The organism is Paenarthrobacter sp. NPDC057355 (genome assembly GCF_042667405.1).
Lineage (GTDB): Bacteria > Actinomycetota > Actinomycetes > Actinomycetales > Micrococcaceae > Arthrobacter.
In genome coordinates this window covers 124,598-149,920 of the sequence record NZ_JBHVAL010000008.1, presented here as the reverse complement: position 1 = coordinate 149,920, position 25,323 = coordinate 124,598, and the positions used below count along the sequence as shown (strand labels likewise).

Annotated in this window: 24 protein-coding genes; 11 read left to right on the top strand and 13 right to left on the bottom strand. The window is 63.6% G+C overall.

All coding sequences use genetic code 11. From position 1 onward, the window contains the following. Positions 1–2: 2 nt before the first annotated feature. Positions 3–986, bottom strand: a complete 984-nt coding sequence (locus tag ACFUOZ_RS11650) for an ABC transporter substrate-binding protein (RefSeq protein ID WP_377548147.1) — start codon at positions 984–986, stop codon at positions 3–5. 247 nt (positions 987–1,233) lie between these two features. On the opposite strand from ACFUOZ_RS11650, the gene ACFUOZ_RS11645 reads away from it, so the two are divergent. Then, positions 1,234–2,223, top strand: coding sequence for an LLM class flavin-dependent oxidoreductase (locus tag ACFUOZ_RS11645; RefSeq protein ID WP_377548145.1), 990 nt, complete (start codon positions 1,234–1,236; stop codon positions 2,221–2,223). A gap of 108 nt (positions 2,224–2,331) precedes the next feature. After that, positions 2,332–4,968 carry a trehalase-like domain-containing protein gene (locus ACFUOZ_RS11640; RefSeq protein ID WP_377548142.1) on the top strand — a complete coding sequence of 879 codons (2,637 nt, stop codon included), beginning with the start codon at positions 2,332–2,334 and terminating at the stop codon, positions 4,966–4,968. A 77-nt stretch (positions 4,969–5,045) separates the two neighbouring features. On the opposite strand, the gene ACFUOZ_RS11635 is transcribed toward ACFUOZ_RS11640, so the two are convergent. Continuing rightward, positions 5,046–5,972: an AEC family transporter gene (locus ACFUOZ_RS11635; protein ID WP_377548140.1), complete on the bottom strand. Its 927-nt coding sequence runs from the start codon at positions 5,970–5,972 to the stop codon at positions 5,046–5,048. A gap of 214 nt (positions 5,973–6,186) precedes the next feature. After that, a complete protein-coding gene (gene panD, locus ACFUOZ_RS11630; RefSeq protein WP_377548137.1) occupies positions 6,187–6,618 on the bottom strand; it encodes an aspartate 1-decarboxylase in 432 nt (143 codons plus the stop codon). 126 nt (positions 6,619–6,744) lie between these two features. On the opposite strand from panD, the gene ACFUOZ_RS11625 reads away from it, so the two are divergent. Further along, positions 6,745–7,668 carry an AEC family transporter gene (locus ACFUOZ_RS11625; RefSeq protein ID WP_377548135.1) on the top strand — a complete coding sequence of 308 codons (924 nt, stop codon included), beginning with the start codon at positions 6,745–6,747 and terminating at the stop codon, positions 7,666–7,668. Between the two features lie 4 nt (positions 7,669–7,672). Here ACFUOZ_RS11625 and ACFUOZ_RS11620 read toward each other — a convergent pair whose 3' ends face one another. Genes ACFUOZ_RS11620 through ACFUOZ_RS11595 form a run of 6 tightly spaced genes read right to left on the bottom strand, consistent with a single transcriptional unit; the run spans position 7,673 to position 13,907 of the window. Beyond that, positions 7,673–8,224: a DUF6036 family nucleotidyltransferase gene (locus ACFUOZ_RS11620; RefSeq protein WP_377548132.1), complete on the bottom strand. Its 552-nt coding sequence runs from the start codon at positions 8,222–8,224 to the stop codon at positions 7,673–7,675. A 5-nt stretch (positions 8,225–8,229) separates the two neighbouring features. Next, positions 8,230–8,802 (bottom strand): helix-turn-helix domain-containing protein, encoded by a 573-nt coding sequence (locus tag ACFUOZ_RS11615; protein ID WP_377548129.1) that lies wholly within the window; start codon positions 8,800–8,802, stop codon positions 8,230–8,232. A 30-nt stretch (positions 8,803–8,832) separates the two neighbouring features. Further along, positions 8,833–10,329, bottom strand: a complete 1,497-nt coding sequence (locus ACFUOZ_RS11610) for a rhamnulokinase family protein (protein ID WP_377548202.1) — start codon at positions 10,327–10,329, stop codon at positions 8,833–8,835. An 8-nt stretch (positions 10,330–10,337) separates the two neighbouring features. Beyond that, a complete protein-coding gene (locus ACFUOZ_RS11605; RefSeq protein WP_377548126.1) occupies positions 10,338–12,365 on the bottom strand; it encodes a bifunctional aldolase/short-chain dehydrogenase in 2,028 nt (675 codons plus the stop codon). Positions 12,366–12,369: 4 nt separating this feature from the next. Continuing rightward, positions 12,370–13,536 carry an L-rhamnose isomerase gene (rhaI, locus tag ACFUOZ_RS11600; RefSeq protein ID WP_377548124.1) on the bottom strand — a complete coding sequence of 389 codons (1,167 nt, stop codon included), beginning with the start codon at positions 13,534–13,536 and terminating at the stop codon, positions 12,370–12,372. Beyond that, positions 13,533–13,907 carry an L-rhamnose mutarotase gene (locus ACFUOZ_RS11595; protein WP_377548122.1) on the bottom strand — a complete coding sequence of 125 codons (375 nt, stop codon included), beginning with the start codon at positions 13,905–13,907 and terminating at the stop codon, positions 13,533–13,535. The genes rhaI and ACFUOZ_RS11595 overlap by 4 nt, the downstream gene beginning before the upstream one ends. Positions 13,908–14,034: 127 nt before the next feature. Here ACFUOZ_RS11595 and ACFUOZ_RS11590 point away from each other — a divergent pair, with 127 nt between their 5' ends. After that, positions 14,035–15,051 (top strand): LacI family DNA-binding transcriptional regulator, encoded by a 1,017-nt coding sequence (locus tag ACFUOZ_RS11590; RefSeq protein ID WP_377548119.1) that lies wholly within the window; start codon positions 14,035–14,037, stop codon positions 15,049–15,051. A 62-nt stretch (positions 15,052–15,113) separates the two neighbouring features. Here the strand turns inward: ACFUOZ_RS11590 and ACFUOZ_RS11585 are convergent, their stop codons facing one another. Then, positions 15,114–16,097: a LysR family transcriptional regulator gene (locus ACFUOZ_RS11585; RefSeq protein WP_377548117.1), complete on the bottom strand. Its 984-nt coding sequence runs from the start codon at positions 16,095–16,097 to the stop codon at positions 15,114–15,116. Positions 16,098–16,104: 7 nt separating this feature from the next. Further along, complete coding sequence (locus ACFUOZ_RS11580; protein WP_377548115.1) at positions 16,105–17,385, bottom strand: amidohydrolase; 1,281 nt, start codon at positions 17,383–17,385, stop codon at positions 16,105–16,107. A 128-nt stretch (positions 17,386–17,513) separates the two neighbouring features. On the opposite strand from ACFUOZ_RS11580, the gene ACFUOZ_RS11575 reads away from it, so the two are divergent. From ACFUOZ_RS11575 to ACFUOZ_RS11545, 7 genes are all read left to right on the top strand, one after another. Further along, complete coding sequence (locus tag ACFUOZ_RS11575) at positions 17,514–18,431, top strand: LysR family transcriptional regulator (RefSeq protein WP_377548113.1); 918 nt, start codon at positions 17,514–17,516, stop codon at positions 18,429–18,431. Positions 18,432–18,581: 150 nt separating this feature from the next. Beyond that, positions 18,582–19,082 carry a RidA family protein gene (locus ACFUOZ_RS11570; RefSeq protein WP_306845855.1) on the top strand — a complete coding sequence of 167 codons (501 nt, stop codon included), beginning with the start codon at positions 18,582–18,584 and terminating at the stop codon, positions 19,080–19,082. Continuing rightward, positions 19,075–19,848: a hypothetical protein gene (locus ACFUOZ_RS11565; RefSeq protein WP_377548110.1), complete on the top strand. Its 774-nt coding sequence runs from the start codon at positions 19,075–19,077 to the stop codon at positions 19,846–19,848. The genes ACFUOZ_RS11570 and ACFUOZ_RS11565 overlap by 8 nt, the downstream gene beginning before the upstream one ends. Before the next feature lie 23 nt (positions 19,849–19,871). After that, positions 19,872–20,639 (top strand): amino acid ABC transporter ATP-binding protein, encoded by a 768-nt coding sequence (locus tag ACFUOZ_RS11560; protein ID WP_377548108.1) that lies wholly within the window; start codon positions 19,872–19,874, stop codon positions 20,637–20,639. Position 20,640: 1 nt separating this feature from the next. Beyond that, positions 20,641–21,279 (top strand): amino acid ABC transporter permease, encoded by a 639-nt coding sequence (locus tag ACFUOZ_RS11555; RefSeq protein ID WP_377548106.1) that lies wholly within the window; start codon positions 20,641–20,643, stop codon positions 21,277–21,279. Next, positions 21,276–21,929 (top strand): amino acid ABC transporter permease, encoded by a 654-nt coding sequence (locus ACFUOZ_RS11550; protein ID WP_377548103.1) that lies wholly within the window; start codon positions 21,276–21,278, stop codon positions 21,927–21,929. Before ACFUOZ_RS11555 ends, ACFUOZ_RS11550 begins: the two co-directional genes overlap by 4 nt. 34 nt (positions 21,930–21,963) lie before the next feature. Beyond that, positions 21,964–22,806: a substrate-binding periplasmic protein gene (locus ACFUOZ_RS11545; protein WP_377548101.1), complete on the top strand. Its 843-nt coding sequence runs from the start codon at positions 21,964–21,966 to the stop codon at positions 22,804–22,806. Positions 22,807–22,880: 74 nt separating this feature from the next. On the opposite strand, the gene ACFUOZ_RS11540 is transcribed toward ACFUOZ_RS11545, so the two are convergent. Further along, on the bottom strand, positions 22,881–23,777 hold the full coding sequence (locus ACFUOZ_RS11540) for an aldose 1-epimerase family protein (protein ID WP_377548098.1): 897 nt from the start codon (positions 23,775–23,777) through the stop codon (positions 22,881–22,883). Next, complete coding sequence (araA, locus tag ACFUOZ_RS11535; RefSeq protein ID WP_377548096.1) at positions 23,774–25,294, bottom strand: L-arabinose isomerase; 1,521 nt, start codon at positions 25,292–25,294, stop codon at positions 23,774–23,776. The genes ACFUOZ_RS11540 and araA overlap by 4 nt, the downstream gene beginning before the upstream one ends. Positions 25,295–25,323: the final 29 nt, after the last annotated feature.

The window sequence follows — 25,323 nt, the reverse complement described above, 5'->3', positions numbered from 1 at the left end:
GCTTACTTCTTGGGCAGGCCCGGCGGGTTCAGCTCAGATGCGGGGATGGCCTCGGAGGACAGTCCCCAGCGGTCCAGGATCTTGCCGTAGTTGCCGTCCTTGATGAGGGTGTTCAGGGCAGCCTGCGCAGCAACGGCCAAGCCATTCCCCTTCTGGGTGGTGAAGGCGATTTCGGCCTTCAGCGGCCAGCCTCCCTCAAGGGTGCCGACTTCCTTGGTCTTTCCATCCTTCGCGGCCTTGTAGGCTGCGGAGGCGTTGGGCCCGAACGTCAGGTCCGCACGTCCGGACTGGAGGGCGAGCTGGGAGGCGGAGTCGTCGTCGTAATACTGGAACTCGACCGGCTTCAAGCCGTTCTTCTTGTTCTCCTCGTCCCAGCGGACCAGGATGGCTTCCTGGTTGGTTCCCGAGCCGACGATGATGCGCTTGCCGGCCACATCCTTGGGTTCCTTCACCGTCGAGATGTCCGAGTCGGCCTTGGCGTAGAAGCCCAGGAGGTCGTTGCGGTAGGTGGCGAAGTCGAACTTCTCCTTGCGGGCCTCGGTCACCGTGACGTTGGACAGCACGGCCTCGTACTTGCCCGACTCGACACCCAGGGGCCAGTCGGCCCACGCGACCGGCAGTACTTCCACCTGCAACCCCAGGGTCTCGCCGACGGCGTAGGCAATGTCAACTTCGCTGCCGATCAGGGTCTTGTTGTCTGTGGCGAACGTGCTCAGCGGGGGAGTTCCGCCCGTGGTCACCACGGTCAGCTTGCCGTCGGCCTTGATGGCGTCCGGGACCAGGGCGGCGGCCGCGGAGTCCACGGACACCTTGATGCGGTCCTGCTGCGGCGTCAGGTTGAACTGCTTGGTTGCGCTGGAGGAAGCGTTCGACGCCGGGGCTGACGCGGCTGCCGTCGCTCCCGGATCCGAGCATGCCGCCAGCCCCAGCAGGGCGGCGGCGGCCAGCGCCGCGGTGATGCCGGAAGCGGCTGTAATTCGTGCCATGGGTTCTCCTTTGAAGGCTCTGATGCGAGGTCTTGGCTGCAACTATCCGGGTCGGCCGGGAGGGCGGTCAAAGCAGTCCGAAACGCTGGGATACAAGGGTTCACGGCACTTAACGGGACGTCGAACAGGGTCACAAAACCCCCACGCGACGCAACTCACAGAAATAAGCCGGGCGCCGCCGTCGTTGTCGCTTAAGTGCCCGGCAAAGCAGAAGAGGGCACCGCGAAACGTACCGAAAGGCTTCCCCGTGACTCTTCCTCTTTCCATCCTCGACCTGGCAACCATCGGGAAGGGCCAGACGGTGGCGGAAAGCCTCGCGGGCAGTGTGGCCATGGCGCAGAAGGCTGAAGAACTGGGTTACCGCCGGGTTTGGTACGCCGAGCACCACAACATGTCCGCCATCGCGTCGTCGGCCACGAGCGTGCTGATCGCCCACGTGGCCGCGCACACCAAGACCATCCGCCTCGGTGCCGGCGGCGTCATGCTGCCCAACCATTCGCCGCTGACCATCGCGGAGCAGTTCGGCACACTGGAAACGCTGCACCCGGGCCGCATCGACCTCGGTTTGGGACGTGCCCCGGGCAGTGACCAAAACACCATGCGTGCCCTGCGGCGGGACCACACGTCCTCGGACAGGTTCCCGCAGGACGTCCTGGAACTGCAGGGCTACCTCACCGGCCCCACCCGCATCCAAGGTGTTGAAGCCACGCCGGGCAAGGGCACCAATGTGCCGCTGTACATTCTTGGGTCCTCGCTTTTCGGAGCGCAATTGGCCGCCCAGTTGGGCCTGCCGTATGCGTTCGCTTCACACTTTGCTCCTGCTGCGCTCCAGGACGCCGTGGCCATTTACCGCCGCGAGTTCAAGCCCTCGGAGCAGCTGTCCGAGCCTCACGTGATCGCAGGCGTAAACGTCACCGCGGCTGACAGCAACGCCGAGGCCCAGGCCATTCACCTGGCGGTGAAGCGTGCACGTGTCTCGCTGTTCTTCGGCGGCGGGCGCGAATTCACGGACGACGAAGCAGACATGGTCCTTGATTCCCCGCAGGGTCAGCACATCGCCCAAATGATGAAGTTCTCCGCCGTCGGCACCAAGGACGTGGTCCGCGACTATCTTGATGAGTTCGCTGCCTTCGCAGACGCCGACGAGTTGATCGTGGCCCACCAGAGCGTGGGCACCGAGGAGCGGTTGCGGTCCGTTGAGCTGCTGGCCGACGTGGCCGGCCTCGTGCCCGCATAAGCACCCGGATAAATCCAAGGAAAGACTTTACTCGTACGCAATAAAGGAGGTAGGCAAGCGAAACCCGCCGGGCGGAAACTTTAGGTATCCGCTTCGGAAGGATTCGTTATGCCTGCGCCTTTGAACCAGACAGTCGCCGATTCAGCACTGCTGATGAAGTCACTTCCCCTTGGCCTGCTGAGAACGGTCCTCCAGTCGGACGCGCAGAACGGCATCACACCGGAGTTGTTTGCCGAGCTGCGGGTCTTGGCTCGGGTTCCAGGCCTTCTGGTCGCTTGCAATTACGGAGGAACGCTCTGCTCGGCCGAAGGTGTTTCCACCGAAACCCTCCCCCTGGACAGTGCAGCCGTCGCCCTCCGTGCCCTCGCGGCCCTGCCCAACACGCACGCCGCCATCATTTCCGGCAGGTCCTTGCGTGACCTGGCGGCAGTATCCCGGTTGCCGGCCGAGGTTCATTTGGTGGGCTCACATGGTGTCGAGTTCGACATGGGCTACGCCTACACGCTCTCCCTCGCCACGGAACAGATGCTGCAGCAGGTGACCACCGCCCTCACCGAAGCCGTGGGTTTCGAGAAGGGCATCAGCGTTGTCCGGAAACCGGTAGGGGTAGGCGTCCACACGCGCCCGGCGACACCGGAAGTGGTGGAACGCGTGAGGTTCGCCGCCCAGAAAATCGCCATCGAATTCGGCATGTACTTCATCGTGGACGGGACAGTCCTGGACCTCACCGTGGAGGAACCCGCCAAGGGCCAGGCGCTGGAGCAGTTGCGCGCACGGCTGGGAGTCAGCGCCGCCCTCTACGCGGGCGATGCCGAAAGCGACGAGAAGGCACTCGCCACCCTGCGCGGCCCCGACCTTGGATTGCACGTAGGAGCAGGAAGCACGACGGCGGCGCACACCATCCCGGACCCTGAAGCCTTTGCGCGCGTGCTGGCTCTGTTGTTCGAACTTAGGCGCGCCTGGCTGTTCGGTGAGGACGCCGTAGGCCTGGAACGGCACTCGATGATCGGCAACGGTTCCTCAACGGCACTTCTCACTCCGGACGCCAAGGTCTGCTGGATGAGCCACCCCTTGCCGGATTCGGGTTCTCTGTTCGCCCACATCCTGGGCGGTGACCCCGCCGGGCACTTCAGCGTCGAACCGGTGAAGCCCTCGCCGGTGCTGGCGCAGCGTTACGTGGACAACACCATGATCGTGGAGACCCGCTGGGCTGACGTCACCGTGACCGATTACCTTGAACCCGCTCCCGAGGGCATCACCAGCCTGGTCCGCGTCTTGTCCGGAACCGGTTCGGCCCGCGTGGTTTTCGCACCCCGCCCCGACTACGCAAACGCCCCGTTCAGTATGGAAATCCGCGGCGATGAAGTACATATCCTCGGAACCTCCGATCCCATCATCCTCTCCGCACCCGGGGTAGCCTTCACGATCACCAGCGATGGCCGCTACGCGACAGCCACCGCGGAGGTCGCCCTCGGTGACGGGCCCGTGGTCCTGAACATGCGCTGCGGTGATACCGAGCCGCCGCCCGCGGACCCGGACGGAGAACCCCCCCGACGTGCCGCCGTCGGGCGTGAAATGCGCGAGTGGGTCAAGACGCTGCAGCTGCCCACCATGAAACCGTCCTTGGTGCGCCGGTCCGCCTTGGTGCTGAAATCCTTGGTTCATGAGCCCACGGGCGCCGTCCTCGCCGCGCCTACGACGTCCTTGCCGGAAGGGATTGGCGGGACGCGCAACTGGGATTACCGCTACTGCTGGCTGCGCGACGGGTCCATGACGGTCAACGCGCTGGTGTCGTTGGGGTCCACCAACGAGGCCCACGGTTTCCTCGATTGGCTTGGCCGGATCCTGGAAAATGCGCCAGGGCCTGAATGGTTGCACCCGCTGTATTCGGTCACCGGTGCGCCGCTGTCCACGGAAGCGATCGTGGAGAGCCTGCCCGGTTATGCCGGCTCGCGTCCGGTGCGTATTGGAAACGCCGCTGATCATCAGGTCCAGCTGGATGTGTTCGGGCCTATCGCCGAGCTGATCGGCGACCTTGCCGAGCGGCAGGACTTCCTGCCGGACGAGCACTGGTACCTGATGGAGCAGATGGCACATGCCGTCATGGCGCGTTGGCATGAGCCTGACCACGGCATCTGGGAAGCCCGGCGTGCGCCGCGGCACCACGTCTACACCAAGACGATGTGTTGGGTGACGCTGGACCGGGCACTGAAAACCGCGGCGAGGCACGGACGCGTCGCCCACGCTGACTGGGCTCCTGAGGCAGAGATCATCCGCGCCGAGGTTCTTCGCGATGGCTGGGACGACTCGGCGCGGTCCTACACCGTGGCGTACGACAGCCCTGACCTCGACGCCGCCGTCCTGCACATCGGGTTGTCCGGGCTTCTGGACGTCCAGGACCAGAGGTTCCTGGATACGGTCACCGCTGTGGAGCGGGAGCTGCGCGTGGGGCCCACCGTTTTCCGGTACAGGTACGACGACGGCCTGCCGGGTTTGGAGGGCGGCTTCCACATCTGCACCACCTGGCTGATCGAGGCGTACCTGGCTGTGGGGCGGTTGGATGATGCCCTCGAGTTGTTCAACCAGTTGGTGGCGTTGTTCGGTCCGACCGGTTTGCTCCCGGAAGAGTACGATCCCGCCACGGAAACGCACCTGGGCAACCACCCGCAGGCGTACTCACACCTGGGCTTCATCCGCTGCGCCCAGCTCCTTGACCACTACCTGGCCAGTGCCGACGTCGAATAACCCAACTAGGTGACAGTAAACGCTCCACCCAAGCCCGAGCAGAGCGTTTGCTGTTACCTACTTGGGTGGCCGGGGCGTTAGGTAAGCAGCAACGCCACGGCGATCATCGCCGGGACGGCCACGATCGTGGTGATCAGCACGGTGTCCTTGGCCACGGTGATTCCCGCTTGATAGCGGTTGGCCGCGACAAACACGTTCTGGGCCGTGGGCAGGGCGGAAGTGACCACCACGGCGAACAGTGCGTGCCCGTCCATTCCCAAGGCAAACCTGGCGAAAAGGTACGCGACCAGCGGATGCACCACGAGTTTGAAGCCGCTGGCGAGCAGAGTGTCGAGCCGGCGTCCCGAGGACTTCTGCAAGGGCCGGGACCCGTTCAGGCTCATGCCGAACGCCATCAGCATCGCAGGAATCGCGGCCCCGCCAATGAGGTGGATCGGCTCGAGGATGAGCGCTGGCACTTGGAAACCCGTGCCCGCCACCAAGAGCCCCAGTGCTGAGCCCACAATCATCGGGTTCTTGACGATCATCAGTACGAAGCGCAGGGGAGTGGTGCGGTGCGAACTGGTGCTGGCATCCAGGGCCATGAGGTACATCGGGGTGAAAAACGCCAACTGGAAGATCAGCAGCGGCGCCACATAGCTGGCATCGCCGAGGACGAACACGGCGATCGGAATGCCGAGGTTCGCAGAGTTTGCCAGGGACGCACTCATGGAGGACATGAGGGCTTCGGGCATGGAGCGTTTGAGCCAGAACTTCACCAGCAGGAAGAACAGCAGCCCGGTCAGCACCGCGCCCACGGCCGTGACCAGGAGGGGTGCGGCGAAGACGTCGTGCAGCTTCGCTTTGCTCAGGGTTTCGAAAAGCAGCGCTGGGCTGGCTACGAAGAAGGTCAGGGAGCTCAGCACTGACCTGGCGTTGTCGCCCAGGATGCCGCGCCGGCCCACGAACATGCCCACCAGGATGATGGCCCACACCACGAAGAACCCGGACAGGACACCGATCATGACAGCGTGCGGGCGGGGTTTCGTTGGTTCACGAACTACAGCCTAGCCAGACTTGCTGCGCGAGTAAGCGTTTTCTGCGGAGCTTTCCGCCATGTGGACCCGGAGTTTTTGTACACCTAATGAGCCTAAGGGGCCCTTTTAAGGGCGGTATCTGTACAAAAACTACGACGTCGGGGCTCAGGTGAGTGCCGACGTCGGGCGTTGCTGTGGAAACTTAGCTGAGGTGCGCCGCGTTGCTCAGCGCGTGCGGCGGGCGCATGAGCCCGGGGGTGTGGGCTTCGGCGGGGTCGTTGCCGAGCTGCACGATCCTGTTGTCCTTGCCAACGTGGACCACCTTGGGCTCGTAGGCCCGGGCCTCCTCCGTGGTCATCTCCGCGTAGGTGATGAGAATGACTGTGTCGCCGACATGAACCATGTGGGCGGCTGCGCCGTTGATTCCGATCACGCCGGAACCGCGCTCGCCGGCAATGGTGTAGGTTTCCAGCCGGGCGCCGTTGGTGACATCGACGATCGAGACAAGCTCGCCGGGAAGGATGTCGGCCGCGTCCAGGAGGTCCAGGTCGACAGTGACGGAACCGACGTAGTGAAGATCGGCATGGGTCACCGTTGCGCGGTGGATCTTGGACTTGAACATTGTGCGGATCATAGTGGCACCAGTTTAGCGCGGGAGCCTCATCGGGCGCTGTGACGTACCAGACGTTGCGGCCTTTGCAGTGGTGAAAACGGTTACTATCGCAAGGGTCGGCAACAGCGTAACTGAAGGATAAGAAGCTTGGACGGAGTACTGAAGGGCTTCTTCGTAGTTGGCGTCGTCCTGCTGGTGGGCTACATCCTGGGCAAGACCAACGCGCTCGGCCCGCAGGGGAGCAAAGTGCTTTCCACGCTGACGTTCATGGTGGGACTGCCAAGCTTGATGTTCTCCACCATCGCTTCCCGTCACATTTCCGACATCCTGAGCCCCACCGGCCTGATCTCGGTGGTGACCGCTTCGGCTGTCATGCTGGTGTTTGCTGCGTCCGGGGCGATTTTTCGTTGGGGAGTCCGGCGGACCACCATTGGGGCCTTGGCAACAGGAATCGTGAACTCCACCAACCTGGGCGTTCCGTTATCCCTCTACATCCTGGGCAGCACCACGTACGTGGTTCCCATCATGCTGTTCCAGTTGGCCTTGGTGACACCGATTGCGCTCACCATCCTGGACCTGACCAACCCCACCGCCACCAAAGTATCTGTGTGGCGGATCCTTGCCACTCCCTTCCGCAATCCCGTGACAGTTGCCGCGATTCTCGGCGTGCTGGTCAGTGCCCTCGGGCTGGAACTGCCCGGCTGGACCCTCGATCCGTTGAAGCTCGTGGCACAACTGGCGGTGCCGCTCATGCTGATCATTTTCGGCATGTCACTGCACGGGCTGTCTGCCGGACATGGTGGCGGCGACCGCGCACCGACCACTCTTGCCATCGTTCTGAAGTCCGTGATCCAACCGGCCCTGGCCTGGGTGCTGGCGGTGTTTGTGTTCCGGCTGGATTCCTTCAGCACGTTCGTGGTGACGGCCTGCGCGATCCTGCCCACTGGCCAGAACGTGGTGCTCTACGCGCTCAGGTATGGCGTGGGGCAGAAGATCGCGCAGTCCACTGCCGTGATCACGTCCATGCTGGCGGTGCCGCTGCTGCTTGGTGCTGCGTGGGTGATGGGGTGAGGGTTCACGATCTGGTCCGACGCAGCGCCTCGGCGGCGGCGATGGCTTCCTCGGCAACGATTTCGTAGTTGTCTGATGGAGCGCTTAGAGCCACAGAATGCTCGCCGTATTTTTCGAATGCGAGTTGTACAAGTTCGTCAGCTTTTTCGATCCCCAGTGCCAGCACTATGTGGCCCAGATCCTCAATATCTTTCGCGCGTTCAGCTGCGATCTTCATCGCAGCCAAGGTGGGCAGATCTGCGAGCTTGACAGCGGACGACGTCCCATCGGGGCCGGCGATCCACCGCGCCTCTTCGGGGAGAAATGCCGCTGCGTTGCTGTTCAGCCACTTTGAGGGCAACCCGTACTCCTGCGCCATGGCGGCGGCCACTTCATCAACAGCGTCCCTGGGAGCGTAACGTGCATCAATATCGCCGGTAACGCGGTCCAAGATGCCGTGAAGCAGGAGCGCGGCACCACCTACGATTTGGATGTCCAATGCGATGCCGCGGCTTCCAAGTCGCTCTTCCATGTCGCGAAGCAGTTCAACGACGTCGTCCCGTCGGAATTCGCGCATGCCATTCACACTGTTTCCAGGTCTCTCTCGCGGATCCAGACATTCATGGCAGCGATCTCAGGGGGAGTCTCACGACGAATGAGCTCCTTCATCCGATCACTCACCGGGTGGAGCTTCTCGGCAAGGAAAACCGGCTGCGACGACGCCTTTGCGTTCCTTGCCCATTTGGGTACGGGCGAGCCGGTCTTGGCTGACAGCCATCGGGTGACTGCGCCAAGCGCCGCCCGGTAGGCGCCGTCATCCAAAGAGGGGGCAGCGGGCATCAACGCCCGACCGGCTGTGAGCGAGGCGCTGGCGTATTCCCCCAGTAACCGCATGGCGTAGTGGTAATCATGATCGTTGAGAGTGCGCGCGAAGTCCTGAGCGAATTCAGGGTATCCGTTGTCCTCAGGGCGTATGCCCAGCCCCAGGAGCTGCATGGCTTTGAGGGCCAAACCAAAGGACGCGCCCTCTTTGCCCGCTTCCAGATCGACAACGAATTTGCGGGAAGCCCCGATGGACTCGGCCAGAGCCTGCTGGGTATACCCTCGGGCCTTTCGTCGCTCGCGTATGGCGTGGCCAATAGCCTCAGCACTCATCTCCATATTCCCAATTATGACACCGATCAGTTACATTTTGGCTCGCAGTGACCCGAAGCTGCTTTCCATCCTCATCTCGACTGTGGCGGGAGCCTCCCCGGGCTCGTACCGCACCAATTCCGTCCCTGCGCCGACGAGCGCCCGAAGCTCAGCCAAGCCACCGCTCACCACGCCCGCCGCCCGCGCCTGGATCAGCACGTTGCCCAGGGCTGTAGCCTCCACAGGGCCCGCCACCACAGGCTTCCCCGTTGCGTCTGCCGTCAGCTGGCAGAGCAGCCTGTTTTGCGACCCGCCACCAACGATGTGCACCACCGAGGTCGTGCGGCCGGTGAGCCGTTCGGCGTCGGACAGTGTCCGGGCGTAACCGGCCGCGAGGCTGTCCAGGATGCACCGCACGACGGCGGCAGGACGGTCCGCGAGCACGTCACCGTTGTGCCGCACGGCTGCGCGGATGCGTTCGGGCATGTTGTCCGGGGCGGTGAAAGCAGGATCGTCGACGTTGATCTGCGGTCCACCTGGCGGGAGTGCTGCGGCGGCCTCGAGCAGGGCGGGCAGTGATTGGCTGAACCCTTGCCCGGCCCACGAACGTTGGCATTCGCTCAGGAGCCAGAGGCCGCCGACGTTGCGCAGGTACCGGACGGTTCCGTCCACGCCGCGTTCGTTGGTGAAGTTTGCGGTTCGGCTGGCTTCACTGAGCACGGGCTTATCCAGTTCCACGCCCACCAGCGACCAGGTTCCCGAGGAAATGTAGGCAAAGTCCTCTGCAGACGCCGGAACGGCGGCAACGGCAGATGCTGTGTCGTGTGAACCCACTGCTACCACCCGGGTGTCAACAGCCAGCCCGGTCCGTTCCACCACGGACGGCAGCAGCCGGCCCACGGTTTCCCCGGGCTGGATCAGTGGCGGGAAGACATCCCGTGGCAGGCCAAGGGCGTCCATGAATTCCGTGGCCCACTCACCGGAAACAGCGTCGAAGAGTCCGGTGGTGGATGCGTTGGTGGCCTCGGTCCGGCGCTCGCCGGTCAGCAGGAAGGCGATCAAATCCGGAATGAGCAGAGCCTGCAGGCCACTAAGCGAACGCTCGGCGGCCAGCTGGTACACCGTGTTGAACTGCAGGAACTGCAACCCGGTGGTCGCGTAGAGCCTCTCCGGTGGAATGACGGAATGCACGCCCGCTACGGCGGCCCGGCTTCGCTCGTCCCGGTAGCTGTACGGCACGGAGACCGACTTGCCCGCGGAATCCACCAGCCCGTAGTCCACAGCCCACGTATCGATACCGATGCTGGCAATCCGCTCCCCATGTTCCGAAGCCACGGAAGCTGCCGCCGCCAACCCCTCAAGCACCTCAGCGAAGAGGGCCTCGAAATCCCAGTGGAGGCCGCCGTCGAGCTCGATGACTCCGTTGGGAAAGCGGTGGATTGTCTCAAGGGAAACGCCTGTGGAGGGCGAGACGCGACCGAGCATGACGCGGCCGGAAGAAGCGCCAATGTCGACGGCGACAAAAACGCCGCCGTCGACATCACCCATGGCGGTACTCACCGCAGGAACGCTGCCGCGACGCCGGCGTCCACGGGGATGTGGAGGCCGGTGGTGTGGGAGAGTTCGTTGCTGGTGAGTACGGCGGCGGCGTTGGCTACGTGTTCGGGCAGGACCTCGCGCTTGAGGAGGGTGCGTTGGGCGTAGTACTTGCCCAGTTCCTGCTCGTCCACCCCGTACACGGCTGCGCGCTTGGCACCCCAGCCGCCGGCGAAGATGCCCGAGCCGCGGACCACGCCGTCGGGGTTGATGCCGTTGACGCGGATGCCGTGATCGCCCAGTTCCGCGGCGAGGAGCCGTACCTGGTGCGCTTGGTCTGCTTTGGTGGCGGAGTAGGCGATGTTGTTGGGGCCGGCGAACACGGAGTTCTTGGAGGAGATGTAGATGATGTCTCCGCCCAGGCCCTGATCGATCATGACCTTCGCCGCGGCCTTGGAGACCAGGAACGAGCCCTTGGCCATGACGTTGTGCTGGAGGTCCCAGTCCTTCTCCGTGGTTTCCAGCAGCGGCTTGGAGATGGAGAGCCCGGCGTTGTTGACCACCAAGTCCAGGCCACCGAACGCGAGCACGGCCTCCTGGATGGCGGCGGCGATTTGGGCTTCGTTGGTGACGTCGGCCTGGACGCCGATGGCGACGTCGGGTCCGCCCAGTTCCGCGGCGACGGCTTGGGCGTTCTCCAGGTTCAGGTCGGCAATCACCACGCACGCGCCGTCGGACGCCAAACGGGTGGCGATCGCCTTGCCGATGCCCGACGCCGCACCGGTCACCAGCGCGATGCGGGTGGCGTGGGACTTGGGCTTGGGCATCCGGGCGAGCTTGGCTTCTTCCAGTGCCCAGTACTCGATGCGGAACTTCTCGGATTCCTCGATCGGGGCGTAGCTGGAGATCGCCTCGGCGCCGCGCATGACGTTGATGGCGTTGATGTAGAACTCGCCGGCCACGCGTGCGGTCTGCTTGTCCTTGCCGTAGGAGAACATGCCCACCCCGGGGATGAGCACGATCGCGGGGTCCGCGCCACGGAGGGCAGGTGAATCGGCGTCCGCGTGGCGGTCGTAGTAGGCCTGGTAATCCTGCCGGTATTCGGCGTGCAGTTCCTTCAACCGCGCCACGGACTCTTCGATGGGCGCGTCCGCGGGCAGGTCCAGGATCAGGGGTTTGACCTTGGTCCGGAGGAAGTGGTCCGGGCAGGAGGTGCCCAGGGCGCCGAGGCGCGGGTGCTCGGTGGCGGCGAGGAATTCAAGCACGACGGCGTCATCGCTGAAGTGCCCCAGCTGCGGTTTGTCGGTGGAGGCCAGGCCTCGGATCACCGGGGCGAGGGCGGCTGCTTTGGCGCGGCGCTCGGTTTCGGGGAGGGCGGCGTAGCCGGGCAGGGCCGGCCCGAAGGGTTCTGCTTTGCCGTTCTCGGCGATGTACTTTTCGGCCTGGTCGATGATCCAGAGGGAGTTGGTCTCGGCTTCCTCGCTCGTGGCGCCCCAAGCGGTGATGCCGTGGCCGCCCAGGATGGTGCCGACCGCTTGCGGGTTGGCTTCCTTGATCGCGGCAATGTCCATGCCGAGCTGGAAACCGGGCCGGCGCCACGGAACCCACACCACCTTGTCACCGAAAATCTTGGACGTCAGGGCCTCGCCGTCCACCGCCGTCGCAATCGCGATGCCCGAGTCCGGGTGCAGGTGGTCCACGTGCGCGGCGTCCAGCCCGTGCATGGCGGTGTCGATCGACGGCGCCGCGCCGCCCTTGCCGTGCAGGCAGTAATCGAACGCGGCCACCATTTCGTCTTCACGCTCGACGCCGGGGTAAACGGACTTCAGCGCCTGCAGCCGGTCGAGCCGGAGTACTGCAAGGTTCTCGGCCTTCAGCGTGCCGAGGTCACCGCCGGAGCCCTTGACCCAGAGGAGTTCGACGTCCTGGCCGGTGACGGGATCCTTTTCAGTGCCCTTCGCGGAGGTGTTGCCGCCGGCGAAGTTGGTGTTCCGCTTGTCCGCACCGAGGCGGTTGGAACGGTTGATCAGCTCTTCAACAGTACTCATGGTGTTACGCGCCCCATCCGGCTTGCTGGCCGCCTGCGCGGTCCTCGTTGATCTTCTTCTGGTAGCCGCTGGCCTTGTAGGCAGCGATCGGGTCGGCGGGCAGTCCGCGGGCTTCGCGCCATTCGGCCAGGACCGGGCGGACATCGGTGTAGAAGGCATCGTTGAAGATGCCGTTCGCGGCCAGGACGTCCCCCGCCCGCTGGGCCTCATCCAACGCGGACGTGTCCACCAGCAGGGCGCGGGCGGTCATTTCCTGGACGTTGAGCACCGAGCGGATCTGGCCCGGGATCTTCTCTTCCAGGTTGTGGCACTGGTCCAGCATCAGGGCGACGCCGGACTCCTTCCCGAAACCGCCGCCACGGATCACTTCGTGCATGATGCGGAACAGCTGGAAAGGATCAGCCGCGCCCACAATCAGGTCATCGTCGGCGTAGAAGCGGGAGTTGAAGTCGAAGGAACCGAGCTTGCCCAGCCGCAGGAGCTGCATCACGATGAATTCGATGTTGGTGCCGGGGGCGTGGTGGCCGGTGTCCAGGCACACAAACGCCTTCTCACCCAGGGCCAGGGTCTGCGCGTACGAGGTGCCCCAGTCCGGAACATCGGTGTGGTAGAAAGCCGGCTCGAAGAACTTGTACTCCAACACCAAGCGCTGCTCATCACCTAAGGCCGCGTAGATTTCCTGCAGGCTTTCTGCGAGACGGTCCTGACGGCCGCGCATATCGTCCTGGCCAGGGTAGTTGGTGCCGTCAGCCAGCCAGATCTTCAGGTCCTTGGACCCGGTGGCGTGCATGATGTCGATGCACTCGAGGTGGTGCTCGATCGCCCGGCGTCGTACGGATTCGTTCGAGGAGGTGAGCGAACCGAACTTGTACTCATCATCCTGGAAGGTGTTCGAGTTGATGGTGCCCAGGCCAACACCCAGGCCCTCTGCATATTCACGCAGGGCCGAGTAGTCATCCACCTTGTCCCACGGGATGTGCAGCGCGACCGTGGGCGCCAGGCCCGTGAGCTCGTGGACCTTCGCCGCATCCGCGATCTTTTCCTGCACGGTGCGTGGGGTACCCGGGGTGCCGAAGACCTTGAACCGCGTCCCCGAATTTCCATAGGCCCAGGAGGGCACTTCAATGGCCAGTTCTCCCAAGCGGCCCAGGGCCGATTCTGTGGTGTTCATGCTTGTTCCTTCTGATGGGTGATGGCGTTGCCGGCCTTGCTTGCTGAAGCCAGTTGGTCTTCCAGGTTGAAAACTTCTTCCACGATCTCGAAGCCCTCGTCCGGAGGGACATCGCTGTTGGCAAAGAGGGTGGCCATTTCCGCTTGCCAGCGGGCGTTGACCTCGGTGACGGCCATGCGGGCTTGCGCTTGCGCATAGTCGTCACATTCCAAGTAGCCAATGAGCTGCCCGTCTGACGCGAGAAACAGGGAGTAGTTGTTCCAACCCGCGTCCTTGAGGGCACGGAGCATCCCGGGCCAAACGGCTGCGTGTCGGCGCCTGTACTCGTCCATCAACTCGGGGTGGACGGAGGAACGGAAACATACCCTCATCTGCGGTTCTCCGGGTTACTCGTCTTTGAATCGTTTCATTTGTTACGATTCAAATTACCCTCGGATAAAGGAGGGTGTCAAGGCGTTTCCTGCAGGTAAGACGAGAAGACGGCGGAGATCGGAAAGCATGTCCCAAACAGCGAGCATCAAAGATGTTGCCACTCATGCCAAGGTTGCCGTGGGCACGGTTTCCAACGTGCTCAACTACCCGGACCGTGTCTCGCAGCGCACCAAGGAGCGAGTGCTGAAATCCATCGCTGAACTTGGATTTGTGCGCAATGACGCCGCCCGCCAACTCCGCGCAGGCCAAAGCCGCACTATCGGCCTGGTGGTCCTGGACGTCGGCAACCCCTTCTTTTCCTCGGTAGCCCGAGCAGCCGAGGACGCCGCCACCGCGCTGGGAAGTGTTGTCTTGGTAGGGGACAGCGGACAGGATGCCTCCCGGGAGGCGCACTACATGGACCTCTTCCAAGAGCAGCGCGTCCAAGGGCTCCTTCTGTCCCCGGTGGGAGACGTCGCGGACCGCATCGACAACCTTCGTGAACGCGGCGTGCCGACCGTTCTGGTGGACCAGCTCGCCGACACGGAACGTTGCAGCTCAGTTTCGGTCGATGATGAGGAAGGCGGTTATTTGGCGGCCAAGCACCTGCTGGACATCGGCCGCCGTCGTCTGGTTTTCGTCGGAAGTCCAGCAATCCGCCAGGTGGCCCACCGCCTCGAAGGCGCGCAGCGGGCGGTGGCAGAGGTGGCGGGAGCGTCCATTGAGGTACTCGACTCTGCCGGGCAGACGGTCCTGGCCGGGCGTCAGGTGGGCAACGATCTGGTGGAGCGTTCGCCGGATGAGCGCCCGGATGCGGTCTTCTGCTCCAATGACCTCCTTGCCCTCGGGGTCATGCAGTCCTTGACCATGCTGCGCACCGTCCGCATCCCTGAAGACATTGCCCTGATCGGGTACGACGACATCGATTTCGCAACCTCCGCCGTCGTTCCTTTGTCCTCCATCCGCCAGCCGACCGAGGCGCTGGGCCGGACCGCCGTCGAGCTGCTCGCGGAGGAGCAGGAGAGCGGCGGGACCAAGCACCGCGCCGTCGTGTTCACGCCCGAACTCGTGGTGCGCCAAAGCACCGCCGGTGCACCCAACTAGGTAACAGCACATGTTCCATTGGCGGCTCAGTGGAGCGTTATCTGTTACCCAGTTGGGCGGGATTACGACGCGCGGAGCCCGGCCAGGTACTCTACCGGCGCCATGGCGTCGGGCTGCTTCGTCTGACGGAACAGGCCCGGGGTGGAGACCGCCAGCCGGTCCGCCGAGCGGCCCAGGCACTGGATGACACTGCTGATGGAGATCCCCGCCTCCGTTTTCTGCCGTAATGCCGAGATGTGCCTCCGGGCCGTGCAACCGCGGATGCCGGTGGCCACGATACCGTCCGTGGGAACGTGGTCCAGCGCGGGAACCAGGGCGACGCCGAGACCGGACTTGACCATGCTGCGGATGGCGTCGTAATTGTTGCTGCGCACACTGATGCGGGGAGCGAACCCGCTTCCTGCGCAGAGATGTCGGAGGCAGGCATCGCCCGAGCAGTCCTCCTTGGTGGACACCCAGTTCTCTTCAGCGAGGTCCTGCATTGTGATGGAGTCCGTTCCCGCCAAGCGGTGGCCGTCCGGCAGCAGCAGCACCAGCTCCTCGGCCAGCAGCGGGACGGCAACCACATTGGCCGGCCATTTTTGGGGGACGAGGTCGTAGTGGAACACCACGGCCACATCCAGTGTTGAATCCCGGATCATGGCCGCAAGTTCGGCAGGTCCGCTTTCCTCGAGTTCCACGGAGGAGTTCGGGTGCCTGCGGAGGTAGGCGGCCAGCCCTCCCGGCAGCAGCCGTTGGCTTGCGGTGCTGAAACTGCCCAGGCGCATGAGGCCGTAGTCGCCCTTGCTGAAGCCCTTCATGTCGTCTTCGAGCGCACCCAGGGCGTTGATGATGTCGCGGGCCCGTGCGGCCAGGAACTTGGCAGCCTCGGTGGGCCGGATGCTCTGGGCGTCGCGTTCCACCAGCGGCGCCTGCACGGCCCGTTCCAGCGCCGCCACCTGCTGTGAAACGGCTGAACCGGTGTAGCCGATTTCGCGTGCCGCGTCAGCGAAAGAGCCTGTGCGGAGGACCACGGAGAGGGTGCGCAAATGAACTGGATTCAGCATGGCCTTGCTACTTCTGCGTGGGTGGAGTGAGCAGCTGTTCGACGTCAACGGCGCCGCCGGCGGCTTCGAAGTCCAGCTGCACCTGCTCCCGGAGCCGGGCGTCGGCGAGGTAGTCGGCAATCGTCAGTGCCAGCCCCACGGCTCCGTCCACCACGGCGGCGTCGCCGGCGGGGCTGATGGAATGCTGGCCAAACTCCACCGTGTGCATCACGGCAGTTTCGCGGGAGATGCTGACCGTGGGGTGGATGGACGGGATGCGCAGGCTCAGGTTGCCCAGATCCGTCGACCAGCCACCGCCCACCAACTCAGTCTCCAGCGTGATGGCGCGGCCCCGTGCGGACATGTGCCCGTGGTAGCGGGTGGCCAGGGCGTCATTGCTGCGGACCGGGAGATAGGCGGGGAAGGGGTCCCAGGACGTTTCCAGCCGCGTGCCGGTCATGAGCGCCGCGCCTTCCAGGATGTCCTGAACTTTCCGGGAGATGTCCACCAGTCCAGCCGGGTCCAGGGAGCGGATTTCGACGACGGCGCCCGCCAGGTGGGGGACGACGTTCACCGCCGAACCGCCCTCAGTGATGAGGCAGTGCAGGCGATCCGTCGCGGGAATGTGTTGGCGAAGCGCCGCAATCCCTTGGTATGCGGCCACAACGGCGTCGAGGGCGTTACGGCCCATGTGCGGTGCCGAAGAAGCGTGGGCCGCCACCCCGTGGAAAGTCACCTCCACGTCGCGGACCGCCAACGATGCGAAGGATGCAACCTCATACTCCCCGGTGAAGGGGTGCAGCATCACGACGGCGTCGATGTCGTCAAAGGCGCCTGCCCGGGCCAGGAGTTCCTTGCCGTTCCCGTTTTCCTCAGCCGGGGTGCCGATCAGTACTACGGAGCCGCCCAGTTGTTCAACATGCGCAGCCACGCCGAGGAATGCCCCGACGGCCGCGGCGCAGATGACGTTGTGACCGCATCCATGGCCTACCCCGGGGAGGGCGTCGTATTCAGCCAGGACCGCCACCTTGGGAGAGCCCGAGCCGGCCTCGGCACGCAGCGAAGTGCGCAGACCGTACCTGCCGACTTGGACGGGATAGCCCCTGTAGCGGAGGAATTCGGCGGCGAAGGCCACGGAGAGTCGTTCCTCGAAGCCAACTTCTGCAATGCCATGGATTCCGTGGCTGAGTTCCTGCAGGTCGGGGGCGAGGTCCTCGATGGTGGCGGTGATGTTTCGCGCAACAGAGTCGGGGGCTCCGAGGATGCCGGTAAGGGTCAGTTTGGACGGGTTTGTTTCCACGGTCTTCACGTGGCGTCCTTTCACAGGGGAAGTGATGGGGGCCAGTTTCGGACATCGTCGTCCGGGCCTGGCTCGTTGTTTAACTTAAGATACATCCGCTTCTGACTTAAGAACAGCTAATCGTGCAAGAATGATTCATGACGGAAAAACCCCTCCCCGACGTTACGCGGTTGCGCCTCCTTAACGAGGTTGCCCGGCAAGGCTCCCTGGCCGGTGCAGCCCGTGTCCTGGGCATTACGTCCTCGGCCGTTTCCCAACAGATCAGCATCCTGGAACGCGAAACCGGAGTACAGCTCCTGGACCGCTCCTCCCGCGGCGTTGGATTGACCGGAGCCGGGGAGATCCTGGTGGAGCATGCCCGCGCAGTCGTGCGCCTTCTGGAATTGACCCGCGCCGAGATGGACCAGCTCAGCGGCGAACTTGCCGGCCGCGTCCGTATAGGCTCCATTCCCTCTTTGGCCCGGAACGTCCTGCTTCCTGTCACCGAAAAGCTCGAGGTGAGCGCTCCTGACGTCGAACTTACCGTCAACGTTGTTGAACCCGTGGACAGCATCGAGCAACTGCTGAACGGCGCCCTGGACATTGCCATCGTGGACCTCTATGACAATGTGCCCATGGCCTTCCCTGACTATCTGGTGACCCAGGAAGTCATGAATGAACCACTGGCCCTGGTGACTCCGCCGGACTACGTGGTCCCGCCCCGGCTGAAGCTGGCGGACCTCAAAAACGAAGCGTGGGTACTCACTCCGGATGCCGGCGCCTGCGGCCAAGCGGTCCGCTACGCCTGCCGGAATGAAGGGTTCGAGCCCAACATCCGGTGGGTGGTTGATGATCTCCTGTTGCTGGTTGAGTCAATTTCCCGGGGCCGCGGCATTTCGTTGCTCCCGCCGTTTTCCGTGGACAGTGCCGTGGCTCCGGTCGGAATTCATACCTTCGACAGGCCGCATATCAACAGGCGCGTGCTCACGGTAACGCGCAGCAGCGATGCCAGGCGACCGATCGTCAAGGCTGTTTTGGACGAAATCCACAGCCTCCTGGGTGCCGCTGCCGCCTAAGCCGGGAGGGCCGCCGTCGTGCCTTTAAGGCAGGCGCAAGAATCTCTTGTGGCAGCCCCAGCAGACCTCGCACTGTTGTCGGGTTAAAAGCCCCTTTTTCGTTCCATGCTTGAAGTGATCAGTGACGATCACCACAAAGGAGAACGAAAAATGACCACCCTCGAACGACGCTTCGCAGAGGTTCCCGGACACTGGCAGGTGCCAGGCCACTTCAAGATCAACCACAGCCACGGCATCCGCGTCGGGGACATGATTTATGTGGGTGGCCAGGAGGACCTCGACGCTGACGGCAACGTCAACAACCCCGGCGACATCGTGGCCCAATGCAAGAACGTCATGGAATCCCTGAAGCGGGTCATCGAAAGCCTCGGCGGAACCATGGGCGATGTTGTCCAGTTCAATACCTTCTACGCAGGCGAACTCAGCTACGAAGAATGGCAGCGCACCTACGACATCCGCTTCAGCTACTTCCCGGCTCCCGGCCCCACGGCGACGGGCATTCTGATCGGCGAGGAGCTGAACCTGCCAGGCATCCGGGTGGAGGTCAACGCCGTCGCTATTGTCGGCAGTGCCGCCACCCGCGTAGAAGCGTTCGACGGCGGCAGCCAGGCTACGCTCGACGTTCCCGTGGAGGTGGCCGGCAATGACTGAGGTTAAGCCCCAGCTTGGCGTCATCCTCTGCGACCTCGACTCGTATCCGGTGGACTACGTGGAGTGCCTCACCCCGGATGCGCCCGGCATCAGTGACAATCCCGTGGGCTTCTTCGAGAACCCCGCCAGTTGGCAGGGCCTTCCCGTGGCCTACGCAGTGGCGCGGGGTGCCCGGGTGGAGCCCTTGGTGAACGGCGAGCCCGAAGCTGTGGAGGCCTTTTGGAAAGCGAGCAAAAAGCTGGCGCACTGCCCCTTGGTCATCACCGACTGCGGCTTCTTCTTCTACGCCCGCAAGGACAAGCGCCAGACGACCAACGTGATCACCAGTGGGCTGGACCTGCTCCCGATTGCCTCGGTGCTGTCCAGCGGCTACATCGGCGTGTTGACTGTCTCGGAGTCACTCGCCGCCAAGCTGCTGGCTGATCACGCATTGTCATCGCAGATCGTCATCGCCGGCATGGAAGGCGAGCCCGGTTGGGCCACCATGCTGACCAACGACCACGCGCTGGGCAATGGCTGGGACCAGGCCTTGCTGAAGGAAGGCGTGGCCAGGGTGGCCAAGCGTGAGTTCGGACCGGGGGGTCGCTTTGCCGATGTTGGCGTCCTGGTACTTGAATGCACCCTGCTGCCTGAATTCCGCCAGGAAATCCGCAAATACACCAACGTGCCGATCCTCGATATCGCCTCTTTTGCGCTGAACGCCTTGGGTAAAGGGTTCGACGCCGGTGCGGCACCGGCGCCTGTCAGCGTCGCCTTGAGCCAATGACACAAGTCAGGAACGAGTTAGCCATGCATGAAGACGCTGAACATCGGACCGCCATAGCGCTTGAATCAGTAGTCAAGCGCTATGGAGATCACACAGTGATCAATGATGTCTCGTTGTCCGTCAGGGAAGGTGAGGTCGTTGCCATTATCGGCCCCAGCGGCGCTGGCAAGAGCACACTCCTAAGGTGCATCAACCTGCTGGAGGTCCCGGACAGCGGGCGGATTACTGTTGAAGGCAACCACGTGGACGCCGGCACCGAGATCAGCAATAAGGACCTGGTCAGCTTGCGCCGCAATGTGGGCATGGTGTTCCAGTCCTTCAATCTTTTCCCGCACATGACGGTGCTTCGCAATATTTCCCTTCCCCAGGAACGGGTGCTGGGCAGGAGCCGGGCTGAGGCCGATGCCCGTTCCATGAAACTGCTGGAAAGGGTTGGGCTGGCGGACAAGGCCAAGCAATACCCGAGCCGTTGCTCCGGTGGCCAGCAGCAGCGGATCGCGATTGCCAGGGCACTGGCCTTGGACCCGCAGGTCATGTTGTTCGACGAACCAACCTCTGCCCTCGATCCCGAGGTCGGCTTGGAAGTCCTGGCCGTCATGAAAGAACTCGCCTCCGAGGGCATGACCATGGTGGTGGTGACCCACGAGATGCAGTTCGCGAGGGATGTCTCGGATCGCGTGGTTGTCATGGCCGAAGGTGCAATCCTGGAACAGGGCGATCCCGCCGACGTTTTCACCGCTCCTGCCATGGAGCGTACGCGACGGTTCCTGCGCGCAGTATTGGAGCGCTGACATGGAACACCTCGGCGTAGTGGCGCAGGGCGTCACCATGACGCTGCTGCTGACACTGTCTTCGCTTCTGTTGGGTGCCGTAGGCGGCATCCCGCTGGTCCTGGCACGCCGCTCGCGAATTGTCTTGGTGCGGTTCGTTGCGCGGGCCCTCATTGAGCTGTTGCGCGGTATTCCTCCTCTGGCCTGGCTCTTCATCATTTACTTCGGTGTGGGAATCGGCGTCATTGAACTCAGCTCCTTCGCCGCCGCAGTCATTGGTTTCGGCCTGGTGGCCTCCGCCTACATGGCTGAGATCTACCGGGGCGGATTGACGGCCATCCACGAAGGTCAGTGGGAAGCCAGCGATGCCTTGGGCCTGTCCCATGCGGCCACCTTGGCCACCGTTATCGGCCCCCAGGTCTTTCGTGTTTCCATCCCGGCTGCGGCAACTTTTGCGATCGGCCTCTTGAAGGACTCGTCCGTTGCCTCGGTTATAGGTGTCCAGGACACCATCTATTGGGCCAGCCATGAATCCACTGTTACAGGGGATGCGATTGTGCCCTTCCTGTGGGCGGCCGGGCTCTACGTGGCCATGACTATTCCCTGCGCGTGGGCAACACGGTTGCTGGATGCCAAGCTTCGAAAGAGGGTAGCGCGATGACGTTCTTCAACGACTGGGTGGAATACTTCCCGGACCTGTTGGGCGGCTTGGGGGTCAGCCTGCAGCTGACTTTGGTGACGCTGTTGATAGGCCTGCCGGCGGGGCTGGTACTGGCACTTGGTGCTGGTTCAAAGAACAGGTTTGTCCGGCTGCTGTTCATTGGCGTGATCGAAATAGGCCGCGGAACTCCTGCCCTGGTGGTTTTGCAGTTGTTCTACTTTGGACTTCCCACTGCCGGAATGACGCTGACCTCCTTTGTTGCGGCATCGCTGGCCCTGGCGTTCACCACAGCGGCCTACACCAGCGAGATCATCCGCGGCGGATTGCAGGCGGTGCCCAGTGGAGAAGTGGAAGCCGGCCATGCCCTGGGCATGGGCCGCGGAGACATCCTCCGATTTGTTGTGATTCCGCAAGGGATCAGAATCGCCATCCCGCCGCTCATGGGATTCGCGATCATGGTGTTCCAGGCAACCTCCCTGGCCTACACCATTGCCATGCCGGAACTGATGAGCCAGGCCTACTCCATCGGCTCCATCACGTTCCGCTACTTGAGCATCCTCACCCTCGCGGGTCTGATGTACGCGTTGATCACTATTCCCGCGAGTTCCCTAAGCAACTTCGTTGAGCATCGCCTGGCGCGTCACCGTTGACGTCGTCAAGCACCCCCATACAGAGGAACCCATCATGAAATTACGAATGATTGCGTCAGCAGCGGCTGCCCTGGCACTGGCCGCGTCCCTCAGCGGTTGCGGTGGCAGCACCGAAGCTGCCGGCTCCAAGGTCTCTGCTGACTGCAAGCCGGCATCGGACTTCGGCACCATTAAGAAGGGCAACCTGACGGTGGCCGTCTATGAAGCGCCTCCCTACGTCACCTTCAAGGGCAACGAGCTCGGAGGCGTCGACGGCGACATCCTCATGGGCTTTGCGCAGAAAGAATGCCTTTCAATCACCACGGTCTCCGCAGCTGCAGCAGCAGTTATCCCCACGGTGCAGGGTGGCCGGGCGGACATTGCCACCGGTGGTTGGTGGCGCTCCAAGGCCCGGGCCGACATCCTTGACCTGACAGAACCCATCTACACGGACCAGATGGTCCTGATCTCCAAGGACGGCCTCAACAAAGTCACCGACCTCAAGGGCAAAAAGGTGGGGACGGTCAACGGCAATGTGTGGGTTGACGACGCCAAGAGCTACCTCGGCGGGGACCTCCAGCTCTACAAGGCGCCGGTGGACTTGTTCCAGGACCTCAAGTCCGGCCGGCTGGACGTGGGTATCGACGGTTTCGGCGAGGCCCACAACAACAGCAACGGTCTCAAGGTAGAGGTTCTCGAGCCTGACAACGCCATCAAAGCCTCACTCGAACCGCCGCAGACCTGCCTGCCTGTAACCAAGGGAAACACGGCTTTGGTCAAGGCTTTGAACGACTATGTGGACAGTCTCCGCAAGGACGGAAGCCTGGAGAAGATTGTGGTGAAGAACGGTTTCCCGGCATCCTCGATCAACACCGGTGACGCCCGGCTGATCGGCTAACCCCACCCAAGTAAGTAACAGCAAATGCCGTTATGGAACCTCATAACGGCATTTGCTGTTACCCAGTTGGGTTGTTAGAGGGCGTAGATGCTCCAGGAGGCGGTGTGGGTCTCGCCGGGTTCCAGGCGGATCAGGTCCGTGCCGCTGTTGAACGCATCCGGGGGACACGTCATCGGTTCCACGGCCAGCCCAATACGGCTGGGAATGGGTGCCGGCTTGTCAGCCGTATGGATCTGAAGCCACGGGCAGCTTTCGTCCCACGACATTCCGACGCCGGTGCCCGCCGGGTCCCGCAGCGAAAGCCGCGCCAGCCCGGCGTCGAACGTTATGTCCGTAAATGCATGGTCGATTTCGGTGGTGCCGATGGGCCGCGCGGAACGGAAGTCGAACTCATGGCCTGCCACCGGCTCCAGCGAAACGGGCAGCAGCCGGTCCGGGGTGACCTCCAGGAACTTCCCGGCGGGCGCTTCGAGGATCCACTCATCCAAAGGCGAAGAACCCGCCACCAAGTACGGGTGCGGGCACACGCCATAGGGAGCGGCAACGTCCGCTGCGTTGTGGGCGGTCACGAAGGTGTGGAGTCCGGTTTGGTCCAGAACATAACGCGTAGAGAGCTCCACCACGAAGGGATAGCCCGTGGTCGGCCCCACCGTGCACGTCAAGGTGACCGAACCGGCGTCGTGCTCCTTCACGGTCCAGTCGAGCGGATAAGCGAGCCCGTGCAGCGCCGTGCCCCGCTCCGGCTCGGTAAGCGGAAGCTGATGGGTGGCGCCGTCGAAGGCGTACCTGCCGTCAGCGATCCTGTTGGGCCAGGGCGCGGCGATGATGCCGCGGTAATCCGGGATCGGGCCGCCTTCCGGAAACGGGACCACAAGGTCCCGTCCGTCGAACTGCAGGACGCGAAGCGCGGCGGCGCGGGCGGTCACAACAGCCGTGTAACCGCCCGCGCTTAGCGTGAATTCGGTGCTCACAGGCCGCCGGCCAGCTTGTAGTAGGCGGCGTTCCAGGCGAGTTCCTTCTTGAACTGTTTGATGGTGGTGCCTTCGTCGATGGTGAGCAGTTCCGTGCGGGCGATCTCGGCGAAGTCCTCGAACACCTCGAGGCCCACCTGCGTGGAGAGTACCGTGTGGTGGGCGGCTCCGGCTGTGAGCCACGCGGCAGCTGAGGTGGCGAAGTCCGGCTTCGGTTCCCAGAGCGCGCGGGCGACGGGCAGGTTGGGCAGTGGCTGGTCGAGGTCGACGACGTCCACGGCGTTGGCGACCAGGCGGAAGCGGTCGCGCATGTCGGACAGTGCGACGACGACGCCGGGGCCCGCGTCGGTGTCGAACACCATGCGGACGGGATCTTCCTTGCCGCCGATGCCCAGCGGGTGGATCTCCACGCGGGGCTTCTTCGCGGTCAGGGACGGGCAAACTTCGAGCATGTGCGCCCCGAGTATCTTCTCCGAGCCGGGTTCAAGGTGGTAGGTGTAGTCCTCCATCAGCGAAGCGCCGCCGGGCAACCCGGAGCCCATGACCTTGGCCGCGCGGACCAGGATGGCGGTCTTCCAGTCACCTTCGGCGCCGAAGCCGTAACCGTCGGCCATGAGCCGTTGCACGGCCATGCCGGGGAGCTGGCGGAGTTCGCCGAGGTCCTCGAAGGACGTGGTGAACGCAGCCGAGCCGTTGGCTTCCAGGAAGCTCCGCAGGCCCAGCTCGATGCGGGCACTGTAGCGGAGGGACTCGTGCCGGGCACCGCCGGTCTTCAGCTCGTCAACCACCTCATAGAGGCGCTCATATTCTGCAACCAGGGCGTCGACGTCGGACTCTGCGGCGGTGTGGACAGCGTCGGCGAGCTCGTTGACGGACCAGGTGTTGACCGAGACGCCGAAGCGCAGCTCGGCCTCGGTCTTGTCGCCTTCGGTGACTGCGACGTTGCGCATGTTGTCACCAAAGCGGGTCAGCTTCAGGGTCCTGACCGCTGCCCAGCCGGCGGAGGCGCGCTGCCAGGCGCCCACCTGGCGCACGACCTCAGGATTGGAGACATGCCCGACGACGGTCTTCCGCGGCACGCCGAGGCGGGCCTGGATGTACCCGAATTCGCGGTCGCCGTGGGCTGCTTGGTTGAGGTTCATGAAGTCGAAGTCGATGTCCGCCCAGGGGAGGTCCCGGTTGGCCTGGGTGTGCAGGTGCAGGAGGGGCTTGCGCAGTGCGTCCAGTCCCTGGATCCACATCTTGGCCGGGCTGAACGTGTGCATCCACGCGGTCACGCCGATCACGGAATCATCGGCGTTGGCTTCAAGGGCGGTGCGGCGGATGGCGTCGGAATCGGTGAGGACGGGCTTCCAGACGAGCTTCACCGGCACATCACCGGCGGCGTTCAGGACGTTGGCGATCTCCTGGGATTGCGCAGCGACCTGCTTGAGGACATCCTCGCCGTAGAGGTGCTGGCTGCCGGTGAGGAACCAGACCTCGTACTGGTCCAGCGAGGTGTTGTTGGCGTTGGGCATTTGAGGGCTCCTGGGTATTTGCTGAAAAG

Coding starts and splice junctions, on each gene's coding strand:
- ACFUOZ_RS11650 (WP_377548147.1), bottom strand. CDS start 986: ATGGCACGAATTACAGCCGCTTCCGGCATCACCGCGGCGCTGGCCGCC.
- ACFUOZ_RS11640 (WP_377548142.1), top strand. CDS start 2,332: ATGCCTGCGCCTTTGAACCAGACAGTCGCCGATTCAGCACTGCTGATG.
- ACFUOZ_RS11635 (WP_377548140.1), bottom strand. CDS start 5,972: ATGATCGGTGTCCTGTCCGGGTTCTTCGTGGTGTGGGCCATCATCCTG.
- panD (WP_377548137.1), bottom strand. CDS start 6,618: ATGATCCGCACAATGTTCAAGTCCAAGATCCACCGCGCAACGGTGACC.
- ACFUOZ_RS11620 (WP_377548132.1), bottom strand. CDS start 8,224: ATGCGCGAATTCCGACGGGACGACGTCGTTGAACTGCTTCGCGACATG.
- ACFUOZ_RS11615 (WP_377548129.1), bottom strand. CDS start 8,802: ATGAGTGCTGAGGCTATTGGCCACGCCATACGCGAGCGACGAAAGGCC.
- ACFUOZ_RS11610 (WP_377548202.1), bottom strand. CDS start 10,329: ATGGGTGATGTCGACGGCGGCGTTTTTGTCGCCGTCGACATTGGCGCT.
- ACFUOZ_RS11605 (WP_377548126.1), bottom strand. CDS start 12,365: ATGAGTACTGTTGAAGAGCTGATCAACCGTTCCAACCGCCTCGGTGCG.
- rhaI (WP_377548124.1), bottom strand. CDS start 13,536: ATGAACACCACAGAATCGGCCCTGGGCCGCTTGGGAGAACTGGCCATT.
- ACFUOZ_RS11595 (WP_377548122.1), bottom strand. CDS start 13,907: ATGAGGGTATGTTTCCGTTCCTCCGTCCACCCCGAGTTGATGGACGAG.
- ACFUOZ_RS11590 (WP_377548119.1), top strand. CDS start 14,035: ATGTCCCAAACAGCGAGCATCAAAGATGTTGCCACTCATGCCAAGGTT.
- ACFUOZ_RS11585 (WP_377548117.1), bottom strand. CDS start 16,097: ATGCTGAATCCAGTTCATTTGCGCACCCTCTCCGTGGTCCTCCGCACA.
- ACFUOZ_RS11575 (WP_377548113.1), top strand. CDS start 17,514: ATGACGGAAAAACCCCTCCCCGACGTTACGCGGTTGCGCCTCCTTAAC.
- ACFUOZ_RS11570 (WP_306845855.1), top strand. CDS start 18,582: ATGACCACCCTCGAACGACGCTTCGCAGAGGTTCCCGGACACTGGCAG.
- ACFUOZ_RS11565 (WP_377548110.1), top strand. CDS start 19,075: ATGACTGAGGTTAAGCCCCAGCTTGGCGTCATCCTCTGCGACCTCGAC.
- ACFUOZ_RS11560 (WP_377548108.1), top strand. CDS start 19,872: ATGCATGAAGACGCTGAACATCGGACCGCCATAGCGCTTGAATCAGTA.
- ACFUOZ_RS11555 (WP_377548106.1), top strand. CDS start 20,641: ATGGAACACCTCGGCGTAGTGGCGCAGGGCGTCACCATGACGCTGCTG.
- ACFUOZ_RS11550 (WP_377548103.1), top strand. CDS start 21,276: ATGACGTTCTTCAACGACTGGGTGGAATACTTCCCGGACCTGTTGGGC.
- ACFUOZ_RS11545 (WP_377548101.1), top strand. CDS start 21,964: ATGAAATTACGAATGATTGCGTCAGCAGCGGCTGCCCTGGCACTGGCC.
- araA (WP_377548096.1), bottom strand. CDS start 25,294: ATGCCCAACGCCAACAACACCTCGCTGGACCAGTACGAGGTCTGGTTC.